The 26344-nt window shown below is 65.4% G+C and carries 25 protein-coding genes and 1 pseudogene; 19 read left to right on the top strand and 7 right to left on the bottom strand.

Features of this window, described 5'->3' with window-relative positions; translation table 11 throughout:
- Positions 1 to 2: 2 nt before the first annotated feature.
- On the bottom strand, positions 3 to 260 hold the full coding sequence (locus ACTJIL_RS08810) for a hypothetical protein (protein ID WP_440755143.1): 258 nt from the start codon (positions 258 to 260) through the stop codon (positions 3 to 5).
- 40 nt (positions 261 to 300) lie between these two features.
- Complete coding sequence (gene miaB / locus ACTJIL_RS08805; protein ID WP_440755887.1) at positions 301 to 1626, bottom strand: tRNA (N6-isopentenyl adenosine(37)-C2)-methylthiotransferase MiaB; 1326 nt, start codon at positions 1624 to 1626, stop codon at positions 301 to 303.
- A gap of 271 nt (positions 1627 to 1897) precedes the next feature.
- Here miaB and ACTJIL_RS08800 point away from each other — a divergent pair, with 271 nt between their 5' ends.
- From ACTJIL_RS08800 to ACTJIL_RS08775, 6 genes are all read left to right on the top strand, one after another.
- Entirely contained in the window at positions 1898 to 2824 is a 927-nt protein-coding gene (locus ACTJIL_RS08800; RefSeq protein ID WP_440755886.1) for a lytic transglycosylase domain-containing protein, read from the top strand.
- Positions 2825 to 3008: 184 nt separating this feature from the next.
- Positions 3009 to 3644: a ubiquinol-cytochrome c reductase iron-sulfur subunit gene (gene petA / locus ACTJIL_RS08795; protein WP_440755142.1), complete on the top strand. Its 636-nt coding sequence runs from the start codon at positions 3009 to 3011 to the stop codon at positions 3642 to 3644.
- A gap of 3 nt (positions 3645 to 3647) precedes the next feature.
- Positions 3648 to 4919 carry a cytochrome b gene (locus tag ACTJIL_RS08790; RefSeq protein WP_440755141.1) on the top strand — a complete coding sequence of 424 codons (1272 nt, stop codon included), beginning with the start codon at positions 3648 to 3650 and terminating at the stop codon, positions 4917 to 4919.
- Positions 4920 to 4929: 10 nt separating this feature from the next.
- Complete coding sequence (locus ACTJIL_RS08785) at positions 4930 to 5673, top strand: cytochrome c1 (protein WP_440755885.1); 744 nt, start codon at positions 4930 to 4932, stop codon at positions 5671 to 5673.
- A 171-nt stretch (positions 5674 to 5844) separates the two neighbouring features.
- Positions 5845 to 6480: a glutathione S-transferase N-terminal domain-containing protein gene (locus tag ACTJIL_RS08780; RefSeq protein ID WP_440755884.1), complete on the top strand. Its 636-nt coding sequence runs from the start codon at positions 5845 to 5847 to the stop codon at positions 6478 to 6480.
- A 118-nt stretch (positions 6481 to 6598) separates the two neighbouring features.
- Positions 6599 to 7054, top strand: a complete 456-nt coding sequence (locus ACTJIL_RS08775; RefSeq protein ID WP_440755140.1) for a ClpXP protease specificity-enhancing factor — start codon at positions 6599 to 6601, stop codon at positions 7052 to 7054.
- A gap of 124 nt (positions 7055 to 7178) precedes the next feature.
- Here ACTJIL_RS08775 and ACTJIL_RS08770 read toward each other — a convergent pair whose 3' ends face one another.
- From ACTJIL_RS08770 to ACTJIL_RS08760, 3 genes are all read right to left on the bottom strand, one after another.
- A complete protein-coding gene (locus ACTJIL_RS08770; RefSeq protein ID WP_440755139.1) occupies positions 7179 to 7505 on the bottom strand; it encodes a DUF3301 domain-containing protein in 327 nt (108 codons plus the stop codon).
- A 155-nt stretch (positions 7506 to 7660) separates the two neighbouring features.
- Entirely contained in the window at positions 7661 to 8554 is an 894-nt protein-coding gene (gene nadC, locus ACTJIL_RS08765; protein ID WP_440755138.1) for a carboxylating nicotinate-nucleotide diphosphorylase, read from the bottom strand.
- Complete coding sequence (locus tag ACTJIL_RS08760) at positions 8551 to 8820, bottom strand: Trm112 family protein (protein ID WP_440755137.1); 270 nt, start codon at positions 8818 to 8820, stop codon at positions 8551 to 8553. The genes nadC and ACTJIL_RS08760 overlap by 4 nt, the downstream gene beginning before the upstream one ends.
- 76 nt (positions 8821 to 8896) lie before the next feature.
- Here ACTJIL_RS08760 and purE point away from each other — a divergent pair, with 76 nt between their 5' ends.
- The 3 genes and pseudogenes from purE (at position 8897) to ACTJIL_RS08745 (ending at position 10946) form a co-directional block, all read left to right on the top strand.
- Entirely contained in the window at positions 8897 to 9412 is a 516-nt protein-coding gene (purE, locus tag ACTJIL_RS08755; RefSeq protein ID WP_440755136.1) for a 5-(carboxyamino)imidazole ribonucleotide mutase, read from the top strand.
- Position 9413: 1 nt separating this feature from the next.
- On the top strand, positions 9414 to 10586 hold the full coding sequence (locus ACTJIL_RS08750) for a 5-(carboxyamino)imidazole ribonucleotide synthase (RefSeq protein WP_440755135.1): 1173 nt from the start codon (positions 9414 to 9416) through the stop codon (positions 10584 to 10586).
- A 37-nt stretch (positions 10587 to 10623) separates the two neighbouring features.
- Positions 10624 to 10946: pseudogene (locus ACTJIL_RS08745) on the top strand (carboxymuconolactone decarboxylase family protein).
- A 59-nt stretch (positions 10947 to 11005) separates the two neighbouring features.
- Here the strand turns inward: ACTJIL_RS08745 and ACTJIL_RS08740 are convergent.
- Positions 11006 to 11593, bottom strand: a complete 588-nt coding sequence (locus tag ACTJIL_RS08740; RefSeq protein WP_440755134.1) for a superoxide dismutase — start codon at positions 11591 to 11593, stop codon at positions 11006 to 11008.
- A gap of 133 nt (positions 11594 to 11726) precedes the next feature.
- On the opposite strand from ACTJIL_RS08740, the gene grxD reads away from it, so the two are divergent.
- The 5 genes from grxD to ppnN all read left to right on the top strand — a co-directional run bounded on the left by grxD (position 11727) and on the right by ppnN (position 18668).
- The gene (gene grxD, locus ACTJIL_RS08735; protein WP_440755133.1) at positions 11727 to 12047 is read left to right on the top strand and encodes a Grx4 family monothiol glutaredoxin; all 321 of its coding nucleotides are present in this window, start codon (positions 11727 to 11729) and stop codon (positions 12045 to 12047) included.
- Between the two features lie 2 nt (positions 12048 to 12049).
- Complete coding sequence (locus ACTJIL_RS08730; RefSeq protein ID WP_440755883.1) at positions 12050 to 12802, top strand: SDR family NAD(P)-dependent oxidoreductase; 753 nt, start codon at positions 12050 to 12052, stop codon at positions 12800 to 12802.
- Between the two features lie 163 nt (positions 12803 to 12965).
- A complete protein-coding gene (locus tag ACTJIL_RS08725; protein WP_440755132.1) occupies positions 12966 to 13565 on the top strand; it encodes a YhgN family NAAT transporter in 600 nt (199 codons plus the stop codon).
- Positions 13566 to 13825: 260 nt separating this feature from the next.
- Positions 13826 to 17086: a TonB-dependent receptor gene (locus ACTJIL_RS08720; protein WP_440755131.1), complete on the top strand. Its 3261-nt coding sequence runs from the start codon at positions 13826 to 13828 to the stop codon at positions 17084 to 17086.
- A gap of 178 nt (positions 17087 to 17264) precedes the next feature.
- Positions 17265 to 18668, top strand: a complete 1404-nt coding sequence (gene ppnN / locus ACTJIL_RS08715; RefSeq protein ID WP_440755130.1) for a nucleotide 5'-monophosphate nucleosidase PpnN — start codon at positions 17265 to 17267, stop codon at positions 18666 to 18668.
- A gap of 211 nt (positions 18669 to 18879) precedes the next feature.
- On the opposite strand, the gene ACTJIL_RS08710 is transcribed toward ppnN, so the two are convergent.
- On the bottom strand, positions 18880 to 19896 hold the full coding sequence (locus ACTJIL_RS08710) for a sensor histidine kinase (protein ID WP_440755129.1): 1017 nt from the start codon (positions 19894 to 19896) through the stop codon (positions 18880 to 18882).
- 170 nt (positions 19897 to 20066) lie between these two features.
- Here ACTJIL_RS08710 and ACTJIL_RS08705 point away from each other — a divergent pair, with 170 nt between their 5' ends.
- The 5 genes from ACTJIL_RS08705 (at position 20067) to ACTJIL_RS08685 (ending at position 26343) form a co-directional block, all read left to right on the top strand.
- Entirely contained in the window at positions 20067 to 20669 is a 603-nt protein-coding gene (locus ACTJIL_RS08705) for a GspH/FimT family pseudopilin (protein WP_440755128.1), read from the top strand.
- A gap of 23 nt (positions 20670 to 20692) precedes the next feature.
- Complete coding sequence (gene pilV / locus ACTJIL_RS08700) at positions 20693 to 21154, top strand: type IV pilus modification protein PilV (protein WP_440755127.1); 462 nt, start codon at positions 20693 to 20695, stop codon at positions 21152 to 21154.
- A 79-nt stretch (positions 21155 to 21233) separates the two neighbouring features.
- Complete coding sequence (locus ACTJIL_RS08695) at positions 21234 to 22286, top strand: PilW family protein (protein ID WP_440755126.1); 1053 nt, start codon at positions 21234 to 21236, stop codon at positions 22284 to 22286.
- A complete protein-coding gene (locus tag ACTJIL_RS08690) occupies positions 22283 to 22828 on the top strand; it encodes a pilus assembly PilX family protein (RefSeq protein WP_440755125.1) in 546 nt (181 codons plus the stop codon). Before ACTJIL_RS08695 ends, ACTJIL_RS08690 begins: the two co-directional genes overlap by 4 nt.
- 11 nt (positions 22829 to 22839) lie before the next feature.
- Positions 22840 to 26343 carry a pilus assembly protein gene (locus tag ACTJIL_RS08685; protein WP_440755124.1) on the top strand — a complete coding sequence of 1168 codons (3504 nt, stop codon included), beginning with the start codon at positions 22840 to 22842 and terminating at the stop codon, positions 26341 to 26343.
- Position 26344 lies beyond the last annotated feature (1 nt).

The following is a 26344-nucleotide window of genomic DNA, read 5'->3' as shown; positions in this document are numbered from 1 at the left end:
GGCTATGGCTGCCGATTGCGACGCAGTTCGCGCAGCAACAAGACGACGCCGACCACGCCGGTAACGGTCGACCCGACCAGCCACATCCACGCGACGGGTGTCATCGACAGGTCTTCGCCTGCCAGCGCGTAGCGGCGGAACTCGACCACGCCCAGCAACGCGATCCCGCACAGCCAGATGCCCAGTGCGCAGCGACGCAGCAAGGAGGGCGGCGCAGGGGCCGCCGGCTGGTCGGCTTCGTCGGGCAATCGCCTGCTCATCGTGTCTTCCGCCTCGAAAGCCGGCTATCCAGCGCGCGGCTCAAGCCGCCACTTCGTCGCTGGCAAGCACGACGCGCCCCCGCAGCGAGTTGGTGCGCGCCTCGGTGATCACCACGTCGACGAACTGGCCGACCAGGCGCGGATGGCCGGCGAAGTTCACCGAGCGCATGTTCTCGGTCTTGCCGGTCAACTCGCTGGCGTCCTTTCTCGACGGCCCTTCGACCAGCACCGACTGCACGCTGCCGACCATCGCCTGCGAGATGCCGGCCGAGTGGGCGTTGATGTGCGCCTGCAGCCGCGACAGCCGCGCGTGCTTTTCCTCGCTGGACACGTGGTCCTCGAGATCCGCGGCCGGCGTGCCGGGGCGGCGCGAGTAGATGAAGGAGAACGACTGGTCGAAGCCGACGTCCTCGATCAGCTTCATGGTCTTCTCGAAGTCGGCATCGGTCTCGCCGGGGAAGCCGACGATGAAGTCGGACGAGATCGAGATGTCCGGCCGCACCGCGCGCAGCCTGCGGATCTTCTGCTTGAACTCCAGCGCGGTGTAGCCGCGCTTCATCGCCGCCAGGATGCGGTCGGAGCCCGACTGCACCGGCAGGTGCAGGTAGTTGGCCAGCTGGGGCACATCGCGGTAGGCCTCGATCAGCGAATCCGAGAACTCCAGCGGGTGCGAGGTGGTGAAGCGGATGCGGTCGATGCCGTCGATTTCGGCGATGGTGCGGATCAGCAGGCCGAGGTCGGCGAACTCGTCCGCCGCGCCACCTTCGGCCGAAGCCATCGGTCCGCGATACGCGTTGACGTTCTGGCCCAGCAGGTTGACCTCGCGCACGCCCTGCGCGGCGAGCTGCGCGACTTCCACCAGTACGTCCTCGAACGGCCGGCTCACCTCCTCGCCGCGGGTGTAGGGCACCACGCAGAACGAGCAGTACTTCGAGCAGCCTTCCATGATCGAGACGAAGGCGCTGGGGCCTTCGGCGCGCGGTTCGGGCAGGCGGTCGAACTTCTCGATCTCCGGGAAGCTGATGTCGACCTGCGGTGTGCCGGTCTCGCGGCGGGCGCGAATCAGTTCCGGCAGGCGGTGCAGGGTCTGCGGGCCGAACACCAGGTCCACGTAGGGTGCGCGCTTGACGATCGCTGCGCCCTCCTGCGACGCCACGCAGCCGCCGACGCCGATGATCACCGGCTTGCCGTCGGCCTTGAGCGACTTCCAGCGGCCGAGCTGGCTGAACACCTTCTCCTGCGCCTTTTCGCGGATCGAGCAGGTGTTGACCAGGACCACGTCGGCCTCGGTCACGTCGTCGGTGAGTTCCAGGCCGTCGGCGGCGGCCAGCACGTCGGCCATGCGCGCCGAGTCGTACTCGTTCATCTGGCAGCCGTGGGTCTGGATGTAGAGCTTCCCGGCCGGCAAACCTGCCGCGGGCTTGCCGCGGACGGGGCTGGTGGAAGTCGGGACAGGGAGGGCGTCGGCCGGGAGCTGGTGTTCGGTCATGGCGGGTCCGGAGGGCGGTGGTTAATCCGCGCCGGATGGCTGGCTTCAGGGCCAATTAGTGTAATCGGTCACGTCCTGCCACGGCACCGGCCCGCGTTTGCCAATCAAGGACTTGGCAAGAAGGAACGTACAGGTGACACTCCGCGCGATGAAGGGGGTGAGGGGACTACTGACGATAGCCTGCCTGCTGCTGGCCGCCCCGGCCGTGGCTGGCACGCTCTATCGCTGCGACAGCCCCGACGGCGCCCGCAGCTACGTCAGCAAGCGGGTCGCGGGCGCCAAGTGCGTCGCGATCGCCCACTCCAGCGCGGCACCGCAGCGCCGGTCGACGCCATCCGCCGCGACGGCCAGCGTGAATGCCAATGCGCCGGCCACTTTCATGGGGTCTGGTTCTGATTCCGGCTCCGGCTCCGGCTCCAGCCCTGATTCTGGTTCGGCGACGCCGGCGACACCCGTGGTGGCCTCTGTCGCGCCCGCGCGCAAGCCGACGCGGCTGGTGCAGGGGCAGGTCTATTCCTACATCAAGGACGGCGTGCGCCACTACGCCAGCAAGCCGCCCAAGGGCGTGGCCGGCGCCACTGCGCTGCGCACGATCCGCTACAGCTTCCTCGAAACCTGTTTCGCTTGTGCCAGCGCCCCGGGCGTGAACTTCGGCACGCTGCGCCTCAACACTTCCGCCTATTCTTCGGAAATCAGCAGGGCGGCGAAGCAGTACGGCGTGGACGAGGCCGTGGTGCGCGCGATCATCCACGCCGAATCGGCCTTCAACCCCAATGCGCTGTCGCGCGTCGGTGCCCAGGGCCTGATGCAGCTGATGCCGGCCACCGCGCGCCGTTTCGGGGTCGGCAACCCGTTCGACGCGGGCCAGAACATCCAGGGCGGGGTGCAATACCTGGCCTGGCTGCTGAAGCGCTTCAACGGCGACCTGACCCTGGCCGCGGCCGGCTACAACGCCGGCGAAGGGGCCGTCGACAAGTACAAGGGCGTGCCGCCCTACAGCGAAACCCAGCGCTACGTGCAGCGCGTGGGCGTCCTGGCTGCGCGTTACCGCAGCTCGCTGGCGGCCGCAAACTAACTCTGGCGCGGCGATTTTCCGGGGTTTTGGCAGGGGCCCGGCGGCCCGCCGATGGAATCTCCCGCTTTTGAGCATTGTCGGGCGATTCAGCGTTCCGTTACACTTTGTCGTCTTTTGCGGCCGATCCCCTCGGGACGGTCGTGGCAGCCAATGACTAGCGACCGAAAGATTTGCGGAGTGCCGGATGGCCAATGAACGAGTGCTTGATCCTGTCGAAGGCGGAGGAACGGTCGATCTCGGCCGCCGCCGCTTCCTGACCGCCACCACGGCCGTGGTCGGTGCGGTCGGCGCGGGATTCGCCGCGGTGCCCTTCATCAAGTCGTGGAACCCCAGCGCCCGCGCCAAGCTGGCCGGCGCGCCGGTGACCGTCGACATCAGCGCGCTTGCCGAAGGGCAACGCCTGGTCGACGAATGGCGCGGCCAGCCGATCTGGATCGTCAAGCGCACCAAGCAGATGCTCGACATCCTGCCGACGCTCGACCCGCGGCTGGCCGACCCCGAGTCGACCACCGACCAGCAGCCCGATTACGCCCGAAACGAACTGCGCTCGATCAAGCCGGAGATTTCCGTGCTGGTCGGCCTGTGCACCCACCTGGGCTGCGCGCCGGAGATGGTCGCCGAGATCAAGCCCGAGCCGTTCGACCCGGAGTGGAAGGGTGGCTACTTCTGCCCCTGCCACAAGTCGCGCTTCGACATGGCCGGCCGCGTCTTCCAGGGCGTGCCCGCACCGATCAACCTGCTGGTGCCGCCGCACCACTACGAGAACGACGCCACCCTCGTCATCGGTGTCGATCCGACGAACGGCAAGGGAGCTGCGTAAGCCATGTCGAACGTGATCTCGCGAACCGCCAACAACCTGTGGGACTGGGTCAACCAGCGCGCGCCCGGCATGATGCCGGTCTACCGCAAGCACATGACCGAGTACTACGCGCCGAAGAACTTCAACTTCTGGTACTACATGGGCTCGCTGGCCCTGCTGGTGCTGGTCAACCAGATCCTGACCGGCATCTTCCTGACGATGCACTTCAAGCCGTCCGCGGCCGAAGCGTTCTCGTCGGTCGAGTACATCATGCGCGACGTGGAGTGGGGCTGGCTGATCCGCTACATGCACAGCACCGGCGCCTCGCTGTTCTTCATCGTCGTCTACCTGCACATGTTCCGCGGCCTGATGTACGGCTCGTACCAGAAGCCGCGCGAACTGGTGTGGATCCTGGGCATGCTGATCTACCTGGTGCTGATGGCCGAGGCCTTCATGGGCTACGTGCTGCCGTGGGGCCAGATGTCGTTCTGGGGCGCCAAGGTGATCATCTCGCTGTTCGGCGCGATCCCGGTGATCGGCAACGGCCTGACCGAGTGGATCATGGGCGACTACCTGCCCGCCGACGCCACCCTCAACCGCTTCTTCGCTCTGCACGTGATCGCGCTGCCGCTGGTATTGCTGCTGCTGGTAGTGCTGCACCTGGGCGCGCTGCATGAAGTGGGTTCCAACAACCCCGACGGCGTCGACATCAAGCATGGCCCGAAGGGCAACCGCTGGGATGCGAACAAGCCGGCCGACGGCATCCCGTTCCACCCGTACTACACGGTCAAGGACCTGGTCGGCGTCGGCTTCTTCCTGATGCTGGCCGCCTTCATCATCTTCTTCGCCCCGACTTTCGGCGGCTGGTTCCTCGAGCACGACAACTTCACCGAGGCCAACCGCCTGGTGACGCCGGAGCACATCAAGCCGGTGTGGTACTTCACCCCGTACTACGCGATGTTGCGCGTGGTGCCGTCGTTCTTCGCGATCAAGCTGTGGGGCGTGCTGGTGATGTTCGGCGCGATCGTGGTGCTGTTCCTGGTGCCATGGCTGGACAAGAGCCCGGTCAAGTCGTACCGCTACCGTGGCAAGCTGTCGTGGGCGATGCTGGCGATGTTCACGGTGTGCTTCCTGTGGCTGGGCAAGATCGGCGCCGGCCCGGGCACCGACCCGGTGGAGACCATCATCGGCCGCGTGCTGACCTTCCTCTACTTCGTGTTCTTCATCACGATGCCGCTGTGGACCAAGTTCGACAAGACCAAGCCGGTGCCGGAACGGGTGACGATGCATGACTAAGATCTTCAAGATGCCTGGCCTGGCCACGCGTGCGGCCCTGTTTGCCGGCGGACTGCTTCTTTCGCTGTCGGCGGTTGCCGCCGGCGGCGGCAACCTGCGGCAATCGGGCACCGATATCGGCGACATCGCCTCGCTGCAACGCGGCGCCAAGCTGTACATGAACTACTGCTCCGGCTGCCATTCGCTCAAGTACCTGCGCTACTCGCGCATGGCCGAGGACCTTGGCCTGAGCGAGGAAGAGGTGATGGACAACCTCAACTTCACCGGCGCCAAGTTCGGCGAGCAGATCCAGGTCGCCATGACCGCGGAGCACGGCACGCAGTGGTTCGGCAAGATGCCGCCGGACCTGAGCGTGATCTCGCGCGTCCGCACCAGCGACTGGATCTTCACCTACCTCACGTCCTTCTATCAGGACGAGTCGCGCCCGCTGGGCTGGAACAACACGCTGTTCGCCAACGCCTCGATGCCCAATCCGTTGTGGGAAATGCAGGGGCTGCAGCGTCCGGTCTACGGCAAGAAGGACCCGGGCACGGGCGAAGCGCCCGTGGAGCGCCTCGAGATCGCGCAACCGGGCACCCAGAACAAGGTCGAGTTCGACCAGACCGTCCGTGATATCACCACTTTCCTGGAGTACGCCGGTGAACCGGCCGCGCTCAAGCGCCAGAGCCTTGGCGTCTGGGTGATCCTGTTCCTGGCGTTCTTCACGTTCCTCGCCTTCCTCCTGAAGAAGGAATACTGGCGCGACGTGAAGTAATTCCACGCAGGCGACCGCGGGACCGCACGCACGTGCGATCCCCGGCGTGGCCCGGTTTCGCGCCGGCCATGCCTGCGCAGGAGGAATGGCTCGGGGGAACCGGGCGACCGTCCGCGATGCGCGGGCGGCGTCGATGCGACCGGCGGATTCCGGTCGTTGGAGAAGCCCATGATGGCTGCGAGTCCGCGTATGCGAAATGCACTGACCCTGTTTTCCTCCGTCGACGACGTCCTGTGCCATCGCGTCCGCCTGGTGTTGGCGGCCAAGGGCGTGACATACGACCTGATCGCGGTCGACCCGCAGAATCCGCCCGAGGACCTGATCGACCTCAACCCGTACCACTCGGTGCCGACGCTGGTCGAGCGCGACCTGGTGCTGTACGCGGCCAGCGTGGTCAGCGAATACCTCGACGAGCGCTATCCGCACCCGCCGCTGATGCCGGTCGACCCGCTGTCCAGGGCCCGGCTGCGTCTGGCGATGCTGCGCATCGAACACGACTGGGTGCCGCAGGTGCAGGCGATCCAGTTCGGCACCAAGCAGCAGGCCGATGCCGCCCGCAAGCGGCTCAAGGAACTGCTGACCGCCTCGGTGCCACTGTTCAAGGCCAGCAAGTTCTTCCTCAACCCCGAGATGAGCCTGGCCGATTGCGCCATGGCGCCGATCGTGTGGCGCCTCGATGCGCTCGAGGTGTCGCTGCCGAAGGACGGCAAGGCGATCGAGGACTACGGCAACCGCATCTTCCGCAATCCCGGCTTCGTGCGCAGCCTGACCACGCAGGAAAAGAACCTGCGCGAAATGCCGGTCTAGGCCTGGTGCCGGCCGGCGTGTGGCGGTTCAGCGTTTCCGGCCGGCGCCGCGGGCTGGCCTGCATTCGTTGCGCGCACGCACGGCCATTCCTTCGCATGGCTTGCTTTAAACTGCAGCGATGAGCGACGCGCCGCATGCCATGACCAGCCATCGCCCGTATCTGCTGCGGGCGCTTTACGAATGGATCGCCGACAACGGCATGACCCCGCACGTGCTGGTCGATGCCACGCACGGCGGCGTCCGCGTGCCGCCGCACACGGTCAAGGACGGTCGCGTGGTGCTCAACATCGCCGACCGCGCGGTGGCCAAGCTGGAGATGGACAACGACAGCATCCGGTTCACGGCGCGCTTCGGCGGGGTCAGCCAGCCGGTGGTCGTGCCGATCGCGGCGGTGCTGGCGATCTACGCCCGCGAAACCGGGCAGGGCATGGCGCTGCCGGACGACATCGGCGCCAGCGGCGAGCCCGCGGGTACCGACGCGGAAGCGGGGGCGGATGCTTCTTCACCGGATGAAGGGCCGGACGACGATCCCACGCCGCCTCGCCGCGGCGGGCACCTGCGCGTGGTCAAGTAGCCGTCCCGACTGCCGTGCAGTCACGGAAGCGCTGGGGTCGATCAAATTCCTCCAGCCGGATCGCCCGAAGCCACGAAGCATGTGCCGACAGCTTCCTGCAGGCGAGACAGGAGGCGGTCGCGCATCAATGCAATTGCACCACGCTCGCTGCCTGCGCCGGCCCGCTGAAGTAGACCAGTTCGTCGCCGCGCAGCACCAGCCGGCCGACGTTGCGGTCGTCGCCGCCCTCCGAGTATTCGAAGCGGAAGGCGCGCTCGAAGCCCAGCCGCCCGTCCGCGCCGCGATGCAGGCGCACGCCGGTCGCGTGCACGGTCTGGTCGAGCAACTGCACGTTGGCGGCGCGGCAGGCATTGCGGCCGACGACTTCGGCGCGCTCCGCGGCCGCGCGCGCCGAACTCCACAGGGCCGCGGCGATGGCGCCGACGATCATCAGGATCACGAGACTGGGCATGGCACCAATGGTGGCGGGCCGGCGCTAGGTTCGCAATGCGTCCGGGTAGGTCGAGGCCGGCCAGGCAATCGCGCTTGCGACCGATCCAGCCCTTCTCCCGCAGGCGGGAGCAGGGCCTTGTGCCCACGGTGGAGGCGCCGCAGGCGTAGGCTGCCCTATTCCTTAAGTCTTGCCTTCGAGTCGTCCGGCGGCGGTCCCAGCTTCATCGACAGGTCGATCGCGTGCACGTGCTTGGTCAGCGCACCGATCGAGATGCAATCGACGCCGTCCTCGGCGATCGCGCGCAGGCCGGGCAGGTCGACGCCGCCGGAGACTTCCAGCGGGATCCTGCCAGCGGCGATGCGCACTGCCTCGCGCCGGGTTTCCGCGTCGAAGTCGTCGATCAGGATCCGCTCGCAGCCCTCGGCCAGCGCCTCTTGGAGTTGGGCCAGCGTTTCGACCTCCACGATCAGCGGCAGCGCCGGCTGCTGCGTGCGCGCGGCGCGGATCGCCGCGGTGAGCGAGCCGGCGGCGCGGACGTGGTTTTCCTTCAGCATCACCGCGTCGAACAGACCCATGCGGTGGTTGACGCCGCCCCCGATGCGCACCGCGTACTTCTGCGCCACGCGCATGCCGGGAATGGTCTTGCGGGTATCGAGGATCTGCGGATCGGGTGCGGGCGCGCGGGCGCCGCGCACCGCGTCGACATGCGCCGCGGTGATGGTGGCGGTGCCGCTGAGCGTCTGCATGAAATTCAGCGCCGTGCGTTCGGCGCTGACCAGCGCGCGTGCGCTTCCGGCCAGGGTGGCCAGCACGGTGCCCGCTTCGACGCGGTCGCCTTCGGCCACCCGCCAGTCGATGTCCACGCCGGGGTCCAGCGCGCGGTGGCAGGCGTCGAACCAGGGGCGCCCGCAGACCACCGCCGGCTCCTTGCACAGCAGGTAGGCGATGTCGTCGTGGTCGGGCAGCAGCATCGCGGTCACGTCGCCGCTGCCGATGTCCTCGGCCAGCGCGCGCGCGACGTCGGATTCGACCACGTCCTGCGGCGGGGCCCGGTCCACCGCGTTCATGCCTGCGGGAAGCCCGGGACCTGCGCGGTGGCCAGGCCTTCCTCGACCAGCAGCACCGGGATGCCGTCGTCGATGCGGTAGACGGTCTTGCGGTCGCGCGTGACCAGTGCCTCGCGCAGCGGTTCGGATTGCGGCGTGTCATCGCCGCGCTTGACGGTGCCTGCGGCGATGGCGCCGTTCAACGCATCAAGGCCGGCCTTTTCGAGCAGGGCCAGCGGCTGGCGGCTGGCGGGACAGACGAGGAGATCGAGCAGCTTGCGATCCATGGCGGTACCGTGGGGATGGGATTCGCGGGACTTGCCCGGCAGGCCCTAGAATACGTCTTTGTCACCGGGGGCGGCCATGTCAGCCAATCCGAAGCAAGCGCTGGTCGGCATCGTGATGGGTTCGCGTTCCGACTGGGAGACGATGCAGCACGCCGCTTCGAGGCTGGAAGCGCTCGGCGTGCCGCACGAGATCCGCGTGGTGTCCGCGCACCGTACGCCGGACGTGCTGTTCGACTACGCCGCCACGGCGCAGTCGCGCGGCCTGCGCGCGATCATCGCCGGTGCCGGCGGCGCCGCGCACCTGCCGGGCATGCTGGCGGCGAAGACCGTGGTGCCGGTGCTGGGCGTGCCGGTGCAGTCGAAGGCGCTCAACGGCATGGACTCGTTGCTGTCGATCGTGCAGATGCCCGCGGGCATTCCGGTGGCGACGTTCGCGATCGGCAACGCCGGCGCTGCGAATGCGGCGCTGTTCGCCGCCGCGATGCTCGCGGCCGACCATGCCGACGTCGCGGACGCGCTCGCCGCGTTCCGCCAGCGCCAGAGCGACGAGGTTGCCGGCAATGACGACCCGCGCGTCCCGATTCAGGGCTGACATGACCACCGTCGGAATACTTGGCGGCGGCCAGCTCGCCCGCATGCTTGCCCTGTCGGGCGCGCCGCTGGGCTTGCGCTTCCTGGTCATGGACACCGAACCCGACGCCTGCGCCGGGCAGTTCGCGCCGCTGCTGGTCGGCGACTACCGCGACCAGGGCGCATTGGCCGAGTTCGCCTCGAAGATCGACGTGGCCACGTTCGATTTCGAGAACGTGCCGGCCGAGTCCGCGCAGTGGCTTAGCGAACGCGTGCCGGTGTTCCCGAATCCGCGCGCACTGGCGGTGATCCAGGACCGGCTGGCGGAGAAGACGCTGTTCCGCGAGGTCGGCGTGCCGGTGCCGGAGTTCGCCGATGTCGGCTCGCGCGAAGACCTCGATGCGGCGATCGCGAAGATCGGCATGCCGTGCATCCTCAAGACCCGGCGGCTGGGCTACGACGGCAAGGGGCAGTTCCGGATCAAGCCGGGAAGCGGGGAAACGGATGCAAGGGCCGCGGCGGATGCGGCGTGGGATGCGCTCGGCGCGCAGGCGCAGACGGTGGGGCTGATCCTCGAGGCCTTCGTGCCGTTCGAGCGCGAGCTCAGCGTGGTGGCCGTGCGCGGCCGCGACGGCGAGTTCCGCACCTGGCCGCTGACCGAAAACTGGCATGTCGACGGCGTGCTCTCGGCCAGCCTTGCGCCGGCCCGCGCCGACGATGCGCTGGTCGCAACCGCGTTCGATCATGCCCGGCGGCTTGCCGAGGAACTGGATTACGTCGGCGTGTTCGCGCTGGAGCTGTTCTGCCGCGACGGCGCGCTGCTGGCCAACGAGCTCGCGCCGCGCGTGCACAACTCCGGCCACTGGAGTTTCGAGGGCGCCGAGACCTCGCAGTTCCAGAACCACCTGCGCGCCGTGCTCGGTCGCCCGCTGGGCGCGACGACGATGCGCGGGCACGCCTGCATGCTCAACTGGATCGGCGAGTTGCCCGATGCCGACGCCGTGCTGCGCGTGGCCGGCGCGCACTGGCACGACTACGGCAAGTCGCCGCGACCCGGGCGCAAGGTCGGCCATGCCACCGTGCGCGCCGATTCGCCCACCGGGCTGGCGCAGGCGCTGCGGCGGGTGGGCGAGGCGCTGGGCCGCGAGGCGCAGGTGGCGCCGGTCGTCGAAGCACTGGCGGGCGCGGTTTCCTGAGCGATACCCTCGATTTCCCACTGCGTCGGAGACGATCATGCTCGACTGGAACCAGTATCGCGAGGAACTCAAGGGGTGCATCAGCTGTCGCCGGACACGGTCCGGGGTTACGCGACGCTCAGCAACGCCGGCGAGCGCACCGGGCATCTCGATGCCAAGACGCGCGAGCTGATCGCGCTCGCGGTGGCGGTGACCACGCGCTGCGATGGCTGCATCACCGTGCACGTCGACGCGGCGTTGCGAAACGGTGCCACCCGCGACGAGATCGCCGAGGCGCTGGGTGTCGCAGTCGCACTCAACGCCGGCGCCGCTTTGGTGTATTCGGCGCGGGTCATGGACGCGGTGGCCGCGCACGAATAGCGGGCCGTCGGCATTCGGCGAGGAGTCGCACGGGCCGGCGGCGCGGGCGGCGCGTCGCGCTATTTCAGGTTCGCAGCCACGAAGTCCCAGTTGACGACATTCCAGAACGCCTCGAGGTACTTTGCCCGCGCGTTGCGGTAGTCGATGTAATACGCGTGCTCCCACACGTCGCAGGTGAGCAGCGGGGTGTCGCTGCCGGTCAGCGGCGTGGCCGCGTTCGCGGTCGCCGCCAGCGCAAGGCCACCGTCGGCGCGCTGCACCAGCCAGACCCAGCCCGAACCGAAGGTCCTCAGGGCCAGTGCGTCGAACTGCTTGCGGAACGCCTCGAAGCCGCCGAACGCCCGGTCGACCGCCTCGGCCAGCGCCCCGGACGGCGCGCCCCCGCCACCGCCCGCCGACGGCCGCAGGCATTGCCAGTAGAAGGCGTGGTTCCAGGCCTGGGCGGCGTTGTTGAACATCTCGCCCTGGGCCTTGCGGACGATCTCCTCCAGCGTGGCCTCGGCGAACCCGGTGCCGGCAACCAGGGCGTTGAGCCGCTCCACGTAGGCGCGCTGGTGCTTGCCGTGGTGGAAGTCGACGGTTTCCGCGGAAATATGCGGTTCCAGCGCGCTGTGCTCGTAGGGCAGGGGGGGCAGTTCGATGGCCATGGAGTCCTGGGGCGGTCGGGAAGGCGCGGCCCGGGTGCCGGCGCCGTGCGTGGGCTTACAATACGGCCTTCCGAAACCCCACGCACGGCCGCGGCATTGTCCGTCGCGGCGCCGTGCCATGCAGGAGAGTGCAATGCCCGTTCTCGAGCGGATCAAGGCCGAAGTCGAAGGCCATCCCATCGTCCTTTTCATGAAGGGCACGCCACAGTTCCCGATGTGCGGTTTTTCCAGCCGCACCGTGCAGGCGCTCAAGGCCGCCGGCGTCGGCGAGCTGCACAGCGTCAACGTGCTGGAGGAGCCGGAGATCCGCGCCAACCTGCCGCGTTACTCCAACTGGCCGACCTTCCCGCAGCTGTTCATCCACGGTGAACTGATCGGCGGCTGCGACATCACCATGGAACTGTACGAATCCGGCGAACTGGCACGCATGATCGCGGAAGTGCAGAAGGCGTGAGTGTGGCGGCGACGGAGTCGGGCGTGCAGCCCGGCGCCCTGCGCGACCGGGTAATCCTGGTCAGCGGCGCGCATGGCGGGCTCGGGCGCGCGGCGTCGATCGCCTGCGCGCGCGCGGGCGCGACCGTGGTCCTGCTCGGCCGCAAGGTGCCGAAGTTGAATCGCGTCTACGACGCCATCGCCAAGTCCGGCGAAGCGCTGCCGGAACCGGTGAACTACCCGTTCGACCTCGAAGGCGCATCGCCCGACGACCACGCCGAACTTGCAAGCCGCATCAGCGACAGCTTCGGGCGCCTGGACGGCATGCTGCACTGCGCGGCCGACTTCAAGGGTCTGACTTCGCTCGAACGCAGCGACCCCGCGACATTCGCGCGCGCCGTCCACGTCAACCTCACCGCCCGCGCGTGGCTCACCCAGGCCTGCCTGCCGCTGCTGCGCAAGGCGCAGGACAGCGCAGTGGTGTTCGTGGTCGACGATCCGCAGCGTGTCGGTGGCGCCTACTGGGGCGGCTATGGCCTGGCCCAGCACGCCAGCGTGGCACTGGTCGGCATGCTGCATGCGGAGTTGGCCAACTCGCCGGTGCGCGTGAGCGGGCTGCAGCCGGGCCCGATGCGCACCGGCCTGCGCGCGCAGGCCTATGTCGAGGAAGATGATCGCGAAGCCGTCGAGCCCGCGCGCTACGCGGACGACTGCGTGACGCTGCTGTCGGCGGCGGGCGCCGCCCACCGCGGGCAGGTGTGGAATCCGCTGGCGTGAGCGGGATCTGGGCGCTCGATGCCATGTCGAACTCTCGTCGTCATTCCCGCGCAGACGGGAACTCAGCGACTTTGGGTTTGCTTGAGAGCGTCGATCCCGAGGATGCAAAATCACTGGGTTCCCGCTTGCGCGGGAATGACGATTTGAAGTTGCGGCCACGCCCATGACCATCGTCTCCGCCGCCCTGCTGCTGTTCCTCATCCTCGACCCGCTCGGCAACGTGCCGGTGGTGCTGAGCCTGCTGCGCCCGCTGACACCAAAGCGTCAACGCATCGTCATGATCCGCGAGTTGCTGATCGCGCTGGTGGTACTGCTGGCATTCCTGTGGTTCGGCAAATACGCCCTGGAACTGATGCACCTGCGCCAGGAATCGGTGTCGATCGCCGGCGGCATCGTGCTGTTCCTGATCGGCATCCGCATGATCTTCCCGCCGCCGGAAGGCCTGATGGGCGCGCTGCCGGGCGGCGAGCCATTCATCGTGCCGATCGCGATCCCGATGATCGCCGGCCCGTCCGGAATGGCCGCGGTGATGCTGATGGGCAGCCAGGAGCCCGACCGCCTCGGCACCTGGAGCCTGGCGCTGATGATCGCCTGGGTCGCGACCGCGGTGATCCTGATGTCGGCCACGATCCTGTACAAGCTGCTCGGCGCCCGCGCGCTGACCGCGGTCGAGCGGCTGATGGGCATGCTGCTGGTGGCGATCTCGGTGCAGATGTTCCTCGACGGCATCGGTGCCTATCTTGGAATCGCTTCCACGGCCTGAACCGGACGGGGCGACAAGCACTTAGCGCGGATTGCTGAAGTACGCCGGAATCAGGCGATTTTGGCCGAAATTACGGTCGGAACGCGCGCGCCGGGAACTGTCATCCCGCTGTCATCCGTGCACCCTATCGTGTTAATCTGTTGTTAACCCCGAAGACGGGCGACGAGCTCGCGTGGGGTGGGGATCTCCCGGTTTTTGCACTTCCCAAGGACTTGCGCACGCGTGCGCAACACCGTCAATCGTATCGAGGCCAACCAGACATGAACCAATCCCGTCTTCGACTTTCCAAGCTGTCGCTCGGGCTGATCGTCGCACTCGCTGCTGCGCCCGCATTCGCGCAGAGCACATCCGCCGGTGTCGGCGGTCTCGTCACCAGCGCCGATGGCCAGCCGGTCGCGGGCGCGGAAGTGACGATCACCCACGTCGAATCGGGCACGGTCAGCCGCGCCACCACCGATGCCAGCGGCCGCTACAACGCCCGCGGCCTGCGCGTCGGCGGTCCGTACAGCATCACGATCAACAAGGCCGGTGCCGGCACGGATACCGAAGAGAACGTCTACCTGGCGTTGAACCAGGTCAACACGGTCAATGCCGAGTTGCAGAACGACGTGACCACGCTGGGCACCGTCGAGGCGATCGGCGTCGCCGGCTCCGAGGTGTTCAGCGCCAACAAGATGGGTACCGGCACCAACGTCGACCGCCAGACCATCGAGGCCCTGCCGTCGGCCAACCGCAACATCCAGGATTACATCCGTCTCGATCCCCGCATCTCGCAGGTCAGCAAGGCTGACGGCGCGATCTCCGCCGGCGGCCAGAACACCCGCTACAACGCCATCCGCATCGACGGCGTCAGCGCCGGCGACCCGTTTGGCCTGGAGCCGAACAACCTGCCGACCGAGCGCCAGCCGGTGTCGATGGACGCCATCGAGGCGATCAACATCGACCTGGCCAACTACGACACCACCATCACCGGCGGCACCGGCGCGGTCATCGACGCGGTGACCAAGTCCGGCACCAACGAATTCCACGGCAGCGTGTATTACAGCTACCGCGACAAGGACATGGTGCGCAAGGACCTGCGCGACGTCGAGTTCAACGGCTTCGACGACGAGCAGACCTACGGCGCCACCCTCGGCGGCCCGATCATCAAGGACAAGCTGTTCTTCTTCGCCAACTACGAGAAGTACGAGCGCACTGCGCCGGGCACCAGCCTGACCGGAACGCCGTACGGCAACGGCACCGTGACCGACGCCGACATCGCCCGCATCCAGGATGCCGCGACCAACCTTTATGGTTTCGACGCAGGTTCGTTCCAGTTGCCCGCAGCGAGCAAGACGGAGACCGAGGAAAAGGCGATCAAGCTCGACTGGAACATCAGCGAGAATCATCGCGCCGCGTTGCGCTACAACAAGTTCGAGCAGAGCGTGCTGCGCTTCCCGCTGATCGGCAGTGGCCGCGTGTCGCTGAGCTCGTCGTGGTATGCCTTGCCGAAGACCTACGAAACCGTGGTCGGCGAACTGTTCAGCGACTGGAGCGACAACTTCTCCACCGAGTTCAAGGTGGCGCACAAGGAATACGACGCGGTTCGCAGCCCGTTCTCCAACCTGCCGCAGATCGAGATCGAGGGTTACGGCCCGAACAATGATTCGGTCTATCTCGGCACCGAGCAGAACACCCATGTCAACATCATCGGCACCAAGGAAGACAGCTTCTTCGGCGCCGCGACCTGGTACGTCGGCAACCACACCATCAAGGGTGGCGTCGACTACTCCAAGCAGGACATCCTCAATTACTACGGCCGCAACCTCAACGGCGTCTACACCTTCGACAGCATCGAGGATTTCGAGAACAACGCGCCGGCCGAATACCAGGTGCGCGCACCGCGTCCCGATGGCGGCAGCTACAGCGACATTCCCGCCGAGTACACGCTGAAGAACACCGGCCTGTTCCTGCAGGACACCTGGGCGGTCAACTACAACCTCAACCTGACGTTCGGCGTCCGCGTCGACATGCCCGACTTCAGCGACCAGACGCTGTACAACCCGCTGATCGAGCAGACCTACGGCTATGACAACACGCAGCTGATCGACGACAAGCTCGTGCAGCCGCGCTTCGGCTTCAACTACACCTTCGACAGCGATCGCCCGACCCAGCTGCGCGGCGGCATCGGCCTGTTCGGCGGCGCGGCTCCCAACGTCTGGCTGGCTGGCGCCTACCAGAACACCGGCCTGAACTACGTCGAGTACACCGTGCGCGACCCGGCCGAGCTGGCAGGTATCTTCACCCCCAACGTCAATCCGCCGTACATTCCGCCGACCGGCGCGAACCCGGCATGCACCCCGGTGCCGACCCTCGACAGCTGCCCGCGAGCGAACGTCGACCTCGTCGAGCCCGGCACCAAGCTGCCGTCGGTGTGGAAGGCCAACCTGGCCATCGACCATGAACTGCCGTGGTACGGCATCGTTGCGTCGGCCGAACTGCTGCTGACGGACGTCAACGACGCGTTCTACTTCGAGCGTCTCGACCTGTCCGACGGCAACGGCAACGCCGCCACCGCGATCGGCCAGGACGGCCGTCCGATCTTCTGGACGCCGGAAGGCCTCGACCCGGCGAACGCAGGCAGGTTCGGCATGTCGGCCGGTGGCGCCGTGCAGCCGAAGAACTACCGCCCCAACGGCATCGGCGACGTGATCCTGCTGCGCAACACCAGCAAGGGCAAGACCAACCAGCTGACCGTCAGCCTGAGCAAGCCGATGATCAACAACTGGGCGTGGTCGGCCGCCTATACCCATACGTCCGCGAAGGAAGTCAGCCCGCTCACCAGCTCGCAGAACACCTCGAACTGGGGCAACACGCTGATCGGCACCTCGAACGAAGAGATCTCCTACAACTCGCGTTACGCGATCCAGGACCGCCTCACCGCGACCCTGAATTGGCAGCACAACTTCTTCGGCGACAACAAGACCAGCATCGGCGTGTTCTACGAAGGTCGTTCGGGCCGTCCGTACAGCTACATCTTCTACAACGACGTCAACGGCGACGGCGCAGGCACCAACGACCTGTTCTATGTCCCCAATGGTCCTGGCGACGTGCTGTTCACCGGCGGCGCGGCGATGGAGCAGTCGTTCTTCGCGTGGCTCGAGGATCACCCGGAGTTGAAGCGCTACCAGGGCCAGATCGCCCCGGCCAACGAGTTCAACGCCAAGTGGGTCAACAGCTTCGACGTGCGCATCAGCCAGGAGATCCCGGGCTTCATGAAGGGCCACAAGGCCGAGCTGGCACTGGACATCATGAATATCGGCAACCTGCTGAACAAGGAGTGGGGCCTGATCGACGACTACGGCTTCTTCTCCACCGCGCGCGTTGCCAACTACGCGGGCATCGACCCGACCACCGGCAAGTACGTCTACAACTTCTCCGGCAGCACCGACAAGCCCGGGATTCAGGAAAACAACAACGACAAGGGCAACACCGGCGTGTCCCGCTGGTCGGTCATGGCGAGCTTCAAGTACCGCTTCTGATCGCAGTCCCGATGCAATATCGGAAACGGCCGGGGCAACCCGGCCGTTTTCGTTCGTGGGCAGCCTCGCAAGTCGGGGCCGGGCCCGCGACATTCTTTCTGCTGCCATCCCCGTATTCCAGGGGTGTGGCCCGACTTGCCGGCTCCTGCAAACCCCGCTGCTGCGCTAAAGTCTCCCCATGAATAAAAACAACTCCGATCACGCATCCGCCCGGGCCATCGCCCTGCCCACCGTCAACGCCCGCATCTATCCGCGCGGCGGCCTCGATATCCTGTCCCGCGAGGAAGTCGCGCGCCTGCGCGATGCCTCGCGCGGCGGCATGCACGGCTTGCTGCGGCGCTGCACCCTGGCCGTGTTGACCACCGGCAGCACGTCGGACGATCCGCGCGCGGCGCAGGAGCTGTATCCGGATTTCGACATCGAAGTGCGCCAGCAGGACCGTGGCGTACGCATCGACCTGAAGAATGCGCCCGCCATCGCCTTCGTCGACGGCGAGATCATCCGCGGCGTCGCTGAACTGCTGGCCGCAGTGGTGCGCGACCTGGTCTACACCGCGATCGAGCTGGCGCCCGAATACGCCGACGAGCTCGGCACCTCGGCGGGCGTCACCGACGCCGTGTTCCGCCTGCTGCGCAACGCCAGCGTGCTGCAGCCGGCCGACCCCAACCTCGTCGTGTGCTGGGGCGGCCACTCCATCGGCCGCGACGAGTACGAGTACACCAAGGACGTAGGCTACGAACTCGGCCTGCGTGGCCTGGACATCTGCACCGGCTGCGGCCCGGGTGCGATGAAGGGCCCGATGAAGGGCGCCAACATCGCCCACGCCAAGCAGCGCCAGCGCCGCCCGCGCTACATCGGCATCACCGAGCCGGGCATCATCGCCGCCGAGTCTCCCAACCCGATCGTCAACCAGCTGGTGATCATGCCGGACATCGAGAAGCGTCTCGAGTCCTTCGTTCGGCTCGGCCACGGCATCGTCGTGTTTCCCGGCGGCGTCGGCACCGCCGAGGAGATCCTCTATCTGCTCGGCATCCTGTTGCGCGAGGAGAACGCGCAGTTGCCGTTCCCGCTGATCCTCACCGGCCCGGTGGCTTCGGCGCCGTACTTCGAGCAGATCGACAAGTTCATCCGTCTCACCCTGGGCGAGGCGGCGACCGGGCGCTACGAAATCATCATTGGCGAGCCCACGAAGGTGGCCAAGCGAATGACTGCTGGCATCCACAAGGTGCGCGAGTATCGACTGGAGCAGAAGGACTCGTTCTATTTCAACTGGTCGCTGGACGTGCCGCTCGAATTCCAGCAGCCGTTCCAGCCCACGCATGAGGCCATGGCCGCGCTCGATCTCCACCACGGCCGCAAGCCGCACGAGCTGGCTGCCGACCTGCGCCGCGCGTTCTCCGGCATCGTCGCCGGCAACGTCAAGGAAGACGGCATGCGCCGGATCGAGCAGCATGGCCCGTTCCAGATCCACGGCGACAAGGACATGATGGAATCGCTCGACGCGCTGCTGCGCGCGTTCGTCGAGCAGCGCCGCATGAAGATCGCCGGCGACTACAAGCCCTGCTACGAAGTCATCGCGTAGGGCCCACGCCGGGTTCGTGAGCACGCCCATCCGCCCCGACCGTCGCGGGTGGGGGCTACACTCCCGACGATTCCGGTGCGGCCAGGTCCGGCAACCCCATCGCGGCCTTGATCGACTAAGCCTCGGGTCAATTCCGTCGTAGGCCGGGGCTACGCCCCTGACATATCTCCTTCGACAGCGCCGCAGGCAACTGTCATGCGGTTGAGATGACTCACCCCAGCGGCAAACGCATCCGCGCCACGAATCCCCCACTTTCGCGTCCCGACTCAAGGCTGCCACGCCCCGCGGTGCTGGCCTGCAGCCGCGCCCGCGTCGCCTCAAGCCCGATCGAATGCCCGCCGTTGCCGTCGTCCGCCCCCGCGGGCACCGCGTTGCGGATCGCCACCACCACCCAATCGTCATCCGGGACGACTTCGATGCTGACTTCCCCGCCTTCCGGCAGCCGCTCGATCCCGTGCCGCACCGCGTTCTCCACCAGCGCCTGCACCGACAGCGCCGGCACCGCGACCTCGGGCAGGGATTCCGGCAACCGCCACGCCACCCGCAACCGCGGCCCGAACCGCACCGCCTCGATCTCCAGGTAGCGCCGCACCAGGGCCAGTTCCTCGGCCAACGGCACGTCATGCGGCCGCGCCAACGCCGCGCGGAACAGGTCCGACAACCCCAGCAGCAGTTCCTCCGCCTGCTCCGGCCGCTGCCGCACCAGCGCCACCCCGCTGTTCAACGTGTTGAACAGGAAGTGCGGCCGAACCCGCGCCTGCAGCGCCTCCAGCTCCGATTGCTTCGCCCGCACCGCGAGCTGGCGGGCACGCCAGTGGTTCTGGAAGGCGGCCAGGCCGAGGAGGCCCACCGCAATGACGACGCCCGTCAGCTGCAGCATCAGTGTCAGCCAGCCGTCTTCGGCAGCCGGCCATGATGCCCCGAGCAGGAGCCACGCCAGGCCCGTGACAAGCCAGGTGTTGGCCAGGAGCAACGCCAGCGCCAGCCATGCCACGCGCGGTGGGCGCATTCCCGCAAGAAGGCGCCGGAACATGTAAAGCGTGCCGAGCGTCAACAGCGCAACCCACTGGATCAGGAAAGAGGCGAGTCCGAAATAGATCCAGCGGCCGCCGTTGTCCCCGGGCGCCAAGGCCAGCACGGCAGCCAGGCATTCCCCCGCCAGGAGAACCCAGATAAGGGCCTGCGGCTGCCACAGGGCGTCCAGCGGATGTGGGTCGGTCTTGGCCATGGGGTGCGCAAGGGAAAATCCGATGATGACGTGCTTGCGATGCCCAGGCTAGGCGCCGGCAGGCTCTGGATGCCACTCGCGCTGTCCCCGCGGCCGTTGGTCGGGCGCGGCTGGCACGTGGAGACTGCCGGCACTAGGGTGTTCAGGCGTCGATTTCCCGGGGAGGGGAGATGCAGTCCGTACGAGATCGATCTGGGCGACGACCCGGGTGCCAGCGCCTGTCGGCCGGCTTCACGTTGGTGGAGCTGATGGTGACGGTTGCGGTTCTGGCCATCCTGTCTGCCATCGCGGCACCAAGCTTCTCGAACCTCATCAACAGCAATCGCCTGACCGCATCGGCAAACGAAGTCGTGGCCGCGCTGCAGACGGCGAGGATGGAAGCGATCCGCCGGAACAGCAGCGTCGTGCTGTGCCCCAGCGTCGATGGGGCTACGTGCTCCGGCGGCGATTGGAAGCGATTGATCGTGTTCTCTGACGCGGACGGAGACAACGCCGTCGATGCGGGAGTTGACGCGATCATTCGCGATATCGCGGTTTCGACTGGCAACACGCAAGTCAAGCCGAGCGCCAATGTCGCGACGAATAACCGAATCCGCTTTTCGGCCGATGGCCTTGCGCGGATCGGAAGCGGAAGCGCACGCGAGGGCGCGCTTTCTGTGTGCAACGCCAAACTGCCGAGCGCCACGAATACGAGGGATGTCGCTGTTGCCGTGAGTCGCATCAGCGTGTCCTCAAGGGATGGATCGTCGGCATGCACCGCCAGAGCGAACTGAGGAATTCCATGAAACCTCGAAACATGAGTCCCACCAGCGCGTGGAAACAATCGGGTAGTTCACTGCTGGAGGTGCTGATCGCCGTGCTGGTGCTGGGGATCGGCATGCTCGGCATGGCGGCGCTGCAGGCTGTCACGCTGAAGAACAGCAACAGTTCGGCTGCGCGCTCGCAGGCAGTGATGCAGACCTATTCGATGCTTGATCGGCTGCGCCTGAATCGTGATCTGGCCATGAAGGGTGGCTTCAATGTCGGCACGTGGACCTGCACCGCCGCCGTCGCCGCTGATGACGACGACCACACGGATTACTCGGCGTTCAATGGCTGGCTTGCCAATGTGCAGGGCGTTCTCGGTGCCGACGCCTGCGGTCGCATTCAATGTGGTGCGAACCAATGCACCGTTGGAGTGCGCTGGGATGACACTCGCGCGACGGGAGACGTGGAAGACACCGAGCCCCTCGAAATCGAAACCACCACTGGACTGTGACATGGCGGCTATCCGAAACCAACGACGCTCCGGACACGTTAATCCCCATCTAGTCCGTGGTCTTTCACTGATCGAGCTGATGATTGCACTGCTTCTCGGCTTGGTGGTGACTGCCGCCGCCGGCGGGATGTTCCTTGCCAACAAGCGGGTCTACGCGTCGACAGAGACTCTCAATCGCATCCAGGAAAACACCCGGGTGGCGTTCGAGATCATGTCCCGGGATCTGCGCGAGGCAGGTGGCAATCCATGCGGCGGTGCGCTTCCCATCGTCAGCCAGCTGAAGTCGGGCGATAACGGCTGGTGGGGGCAGTATGCCGATGGCCTGCACGGCTATGCCGGCAGTGAAGTCGCGCCAGGCACCACGACGGGATCTGCCGCGGCGCAGCGCGTCGCTGGTACCGATGCCATCGATTTGCACATGGCGAACAATGGCGATATCCGGGTGACGCAGCATGACAATCCGGCCGCCGTTCTGGATGTCACCAGTACCACGGGCATCTCGGACAACGACATCCTGATGGTCTGCAATAATTCCTTCGCGTTCGTCTTCCAGGCCACAGGCATCACCGGTAGCGGCGTGAAGATCGGGCACAACGGCGGTAGCGGCAGTGGTACTGCGGGAAACTGCGGCAACGAGTTCCAGTACGAGCGCAACTGCACCGGTGGGGCCAGTGGTGACAAGGGTTATTGCTTCCTGGTGCCGGACGGAAAGTCGGTCAACCCCAACTGTGCCAAGCACAGCCGCTCGCCGGCCACTGTGGTGCAGGTACAGAGCTTCAGATGGTTCATCGGCAATAATGGCCGGCCGGGTGGGCGGTCGCTGTATCGTGCGACGTTGGTCAATGAGGCCGGCGGGGTGGTTCCCACCGCAGAAGAGGTGGTCGAGATCGCGGAAGGTGTCAGCGGCATGAATCTTCGGTATCGCACCAGTGGCACCGCCAATTTTGTTGATGCATCTACTATTACCGCCGCAGGCAGCTGGGGCGACGTGAACGCAGTGCAGGTTGGCCTGACTGTAGAGGGTGCTGAGGGTGCGTTGCGGGGCAGCTATATCGAGAATACTGACGGCGATGTTCTGAATCGTCAGCTGACCCATATCGTCGCCATTCGCAACAAGGAAGGTGTGCTGTGAGTCGACAGATCGCGATTTCTGGTCGGTCGCGTACCCAGCGCGGTGTTTCGCTCGTGGTCGTGCTTCTCCTGTTGCTAGTGGTGACACTGCTTGGCTTGGCCGCTATGCGGGGGACGTTGCTGCAGGAGCGCATGGCGGGCAACGTGCTCGCGCGTGGTCAGGTCTTTCAGGCGGCGGAAGCGGCGCTGCGTGAAGCGGAAATATATGCTGCAACGAAGCCAATCCCCCCGGGCTCCGGCTGTGTAGACGGAGTATGTGCTATGCCCAAGGCAGGCGCTGCGCCGGTATGGCAGGCAAATGGATTCTGGAACAACGCGGCGAACTACCGAGCCGCCAGCGGAAGCAGCACTGATTCCGAGCTCAAGTATGTTGTCGAGGATTATGGGCAGTCCGAGTCTGAGGACTGTACTGCAAGCGTGGACATGTCCTCTTCGCCCTGCACTAATGCCAAGCAGGTCTATCGCATCACCGTGCTGAGCCAGGCGCCACAGAACGGGGCCAAGGTAATGCTGCAATCCACTTATGCAGTGCCAGTGCCATGAGGACACTTTCCATGAAGCACCAACCATCTTTCAGCCGTGCGTCCGGTTTGCGCGCGATCCTCGCCGGCTTTGCGGTAACCATGCTGGCGTTTCCGGCCAGCGCGGCGACGAGTTTCCCGGACTACCCGCTGCAGACGGGAGTGGGTTCGATACCGCCGAACATCATGTTCATCCTCGACAACTCGGGGTCAATGGGCCTGATTTCCATGCCGACTACGGACGAGGCCTTCGATGCCGAGCCGGTTGACTACTCCGGAACTAGCACTGGGCGAACTCAGGTTGGGCTGCGCGACAACCCGCATGACCGTTCTTATCTGAACAATGGGGTTTATTACAACCCCAATATTGACTATCGCCCCTGGCTGACAGCTGATGGGGTTACCCGCCTCAGCGGTGGTATCACGGTAGATGCCGCATACAGCAACTGGAACCTTGCCGATGCCGCGTCCGGTACGCGCGATCTGCGTGGCAGTAGTGAATCAATCTTCTACATGCCGAAGAGTGGTGTTACGGCCTCTACTGACCCGTCGGACTTTGTCCGTTATTGGGTCAATGCCTCTGGAAAGGTCGTGACCGGATCTCCGGTGCGGGTATCGGGATTTCCGAAAGGTCCGCTGGACTCGTCCATGCCTTACGACACGCAACGCACTTTCAGCATTGCTGTGTCCGCGGGCACCGGCAGTCTCGGAATTTCTACCAGCGGCGGCGGTAGGAACGTTGAGCTGAACCTTGTCGATCCCAGCGGCAATAGGCAATGCCAGTCCAATGGCGGGAATGGCGGTGAGGCTTGCTCGGTGAGCAATCCGCGGGCCGGGAGCTGGACAGTTCAGGTCTATCGAGACAACGGCGACTTCTCCAATGTGACGCTTGATGCCTACTCCACTCTAGAAATCGAAGGGACTCCCACTGGGCGTTTGCAAGCAGAGGAACTCAAGAATATCGCCACTTGGTACTCCTACTTCCGTAGCCGAATGAAAACGGCTAAGGCAGGTGCTTCGGAAGCTTTTGCTGCCTTGAGCGAGAACAACCGCGTAGGCTATACGCCCATCAATGGACGTTCGTCGGATCTCAGCGCTACTGGCACCAACCAGGTCATTCCAGTTGGCACCAACGACGGCTTGTTTTCCGGTACGAACAAGACCTCTTGGTTTGACAGTATCCATAGAGCGCAAACTGCAGCTGGTTCGACGCCATTGCGCGGGGCTCTTAACGATGTAGGCAGGTACTACACGCGTTCGGATGCCAACGGTCCTTGGGGCCCGCAGTCGGACGAGGATCAGTTGTCCTGCAGGCAGAACTTCGCGATTCTGACGACAGATGGCTACTGGAACGACAGCAAGGATTCGAGGTTCGGGCTGGGAGACGAGGATGGTGATGGTTATTCGGTCACGCTCGCCGACATTGCCGCGCATTACTACAACTCTGATCTCCGCGATCTGACCGACAACGTGCCGAACTCAGCTTCCGACAAGGCCAGTTGGCAGCACATGGTGACCTTTGGCATCTCGATTGGCCTTAGCGGTACGCTGCCCCAGACCGATCAGCCACCGGCATCCAATTCCTCCATCTGGCCCGATCCGATGGACCGGGAGGATGCTGAACGTATCGACGACTTGTGGCATGCAGCGGTCAACGGCCACGGCAACTTCATCGCAGCTGCCAATGCCGAAGACTTCGCCAGGGCACTCAAAGGTGCGCTGGGGAACATTACCAAGCGCAGGGCCTCCGGTTCCAACGTTACCTCCAACGGCCCCCAGTTGAACGCGGGCTCCAAGATCTTCCAGGCGACGTTTACCTCGGGTGACTGGTCCGGCGACGTCGAGAGCATCAGCATCGCGGGTGGCGATATTGCTGGTTCGTCCAGCTGGAGCGCGGCGGAAGTTGCGAAGGAAGAGCCTGCCAATTTTCTGGCGCGCGGCGTTTACACCTGGAACAGTTCTATTCTGGACGGAGTTGCGTTTCCAACCAGCGCGCAGCAGGCAAAGCTTGAACGCACGGGAGGCGATGCACCCGTGAGCGGTGCGGACAACGCCGCCTATATCAAGGGCGAGCGCTCAGGCGAAGGCGGTAGCCTCGGCGACCTGCGTCAGCGAACCACACCGATCGGCGACATCGTCAATTCTTCCCCCTTCTATTCCGAAGAAACCGCGGCGCTGTTCATTGGTGCAAACGACGGCATGTTGCATGCCATCAATAGCGCCGATGGACATGTTGAGTTCTCATACGTTCCGGCAGGGTTGAATTTCTCAGCGCTGGCAACCCTGAGTGACCCGGAATATCAGCACAAGTTCTTCGTCGATGGTGGTATCGACGTAACTACCCGTGCGCAAGGGAACACGAAGAACATTCTGGTTGGATCGTTGGGCCGGGGTGGCAAAGGCGTCTTTGCGCTGGATGTGACCGATCCGGCCACCTTCGATGAGACGAAGGTGCTGTGGGATCACACCTTCAACGGCAGCACCGTCGTCGATTCCGACATGGGGTATGTACTTGGTGCGCCGCTCGTCCGCAAGGGTCAAAACGGCATGACGCTCGCATTCGTGGGCAACGGAGTCGATAGCGATACCGGTAGCGCAGTGCTGTATGTGTACAACGCGGAAACGGGTGCCGTGGTCCGCAAGTTCCCGCTGGGGACCGCCGGAGGCAACGGTCTGGCGCCCCCCCGTGCAGCAGATACCAATGTGGATGGCGTGGCTGACTTCCTGTATGCGGGTGATCTCAAGGGTAATCTTTGGAAGTTCGACATTCGTAACAAGGACCCTTCTAAGTGGAGCTTCGTAAAGTTCTTCACCGCGGTTGGTCCCGATGGCGTTCAACCCATCACTGCTGCGGTATCGATTGCGCGTGAACCGGTCACCGAACGCATTTTCGTCATGTTCGGCACCGGCAAGTACATCTCCAGTGGTGACTTGGAAAGCAAGACGACGCAGACGCTGTACGCGCTGATCGATGCTGGCTCAGCGATCTCTGGACGCAGTGCACTGCATAAGCGGACGATTCCTTTCACGGGGGTGGATGAGCTGGGGCGCGCCGCGCGTTCCTGGGAGAAGTACTCGACGCTTCCGGATGACGCAAAGGGCTGGTTCGTGGACTTGGGCATTCCCACTGCAGGCGAGCGAGTGGTGACAGCGCCCTTCATGCGCGGGCGCGCTCTGTGGTTCTCCAGCATCATTCCGCAGGCCGGAACTGGTTGTGATTCGGGTGGTACCGGATATTTGAATGCACTCGACGCCTTTACCGGAACCAACCCGAAACGAAATGGAGGCAGTGGAAGCTACATCGACGTTGATGGCGACGGAGAAGGGACGGACAAGCTGACAAACGCCGGAGAAGATGGCGAGGACGGGTTCATTACGTCAGTCGATCTGGGCGTTGGCATGGTCGGGCAGGGAACTGGCGTCGGTGGTGCGATCTACGCATGCGGCAGCGAAGCCGAGTGCGGGCTCGTCAAGACTCCGCCGGATGGCTCCGGTGCCAGGCGCTTGGGCTGGCGCGAGTTGTACAACAGGAATTGAC

Source organism: Luteimonas sp. 22616 (genome assembly GCF_052044325.1).
In the GTDB taxonomy this organism is placed as follows: domain Bacteria; phylum Pseudomonadota; class Gammaproteobacteria; order Xanthomonadales; family Xanthomonadaceae; genus Luteimonas.
This window is presented reverse-complemented; position numbering and strand designations above follow the sequence as displayed.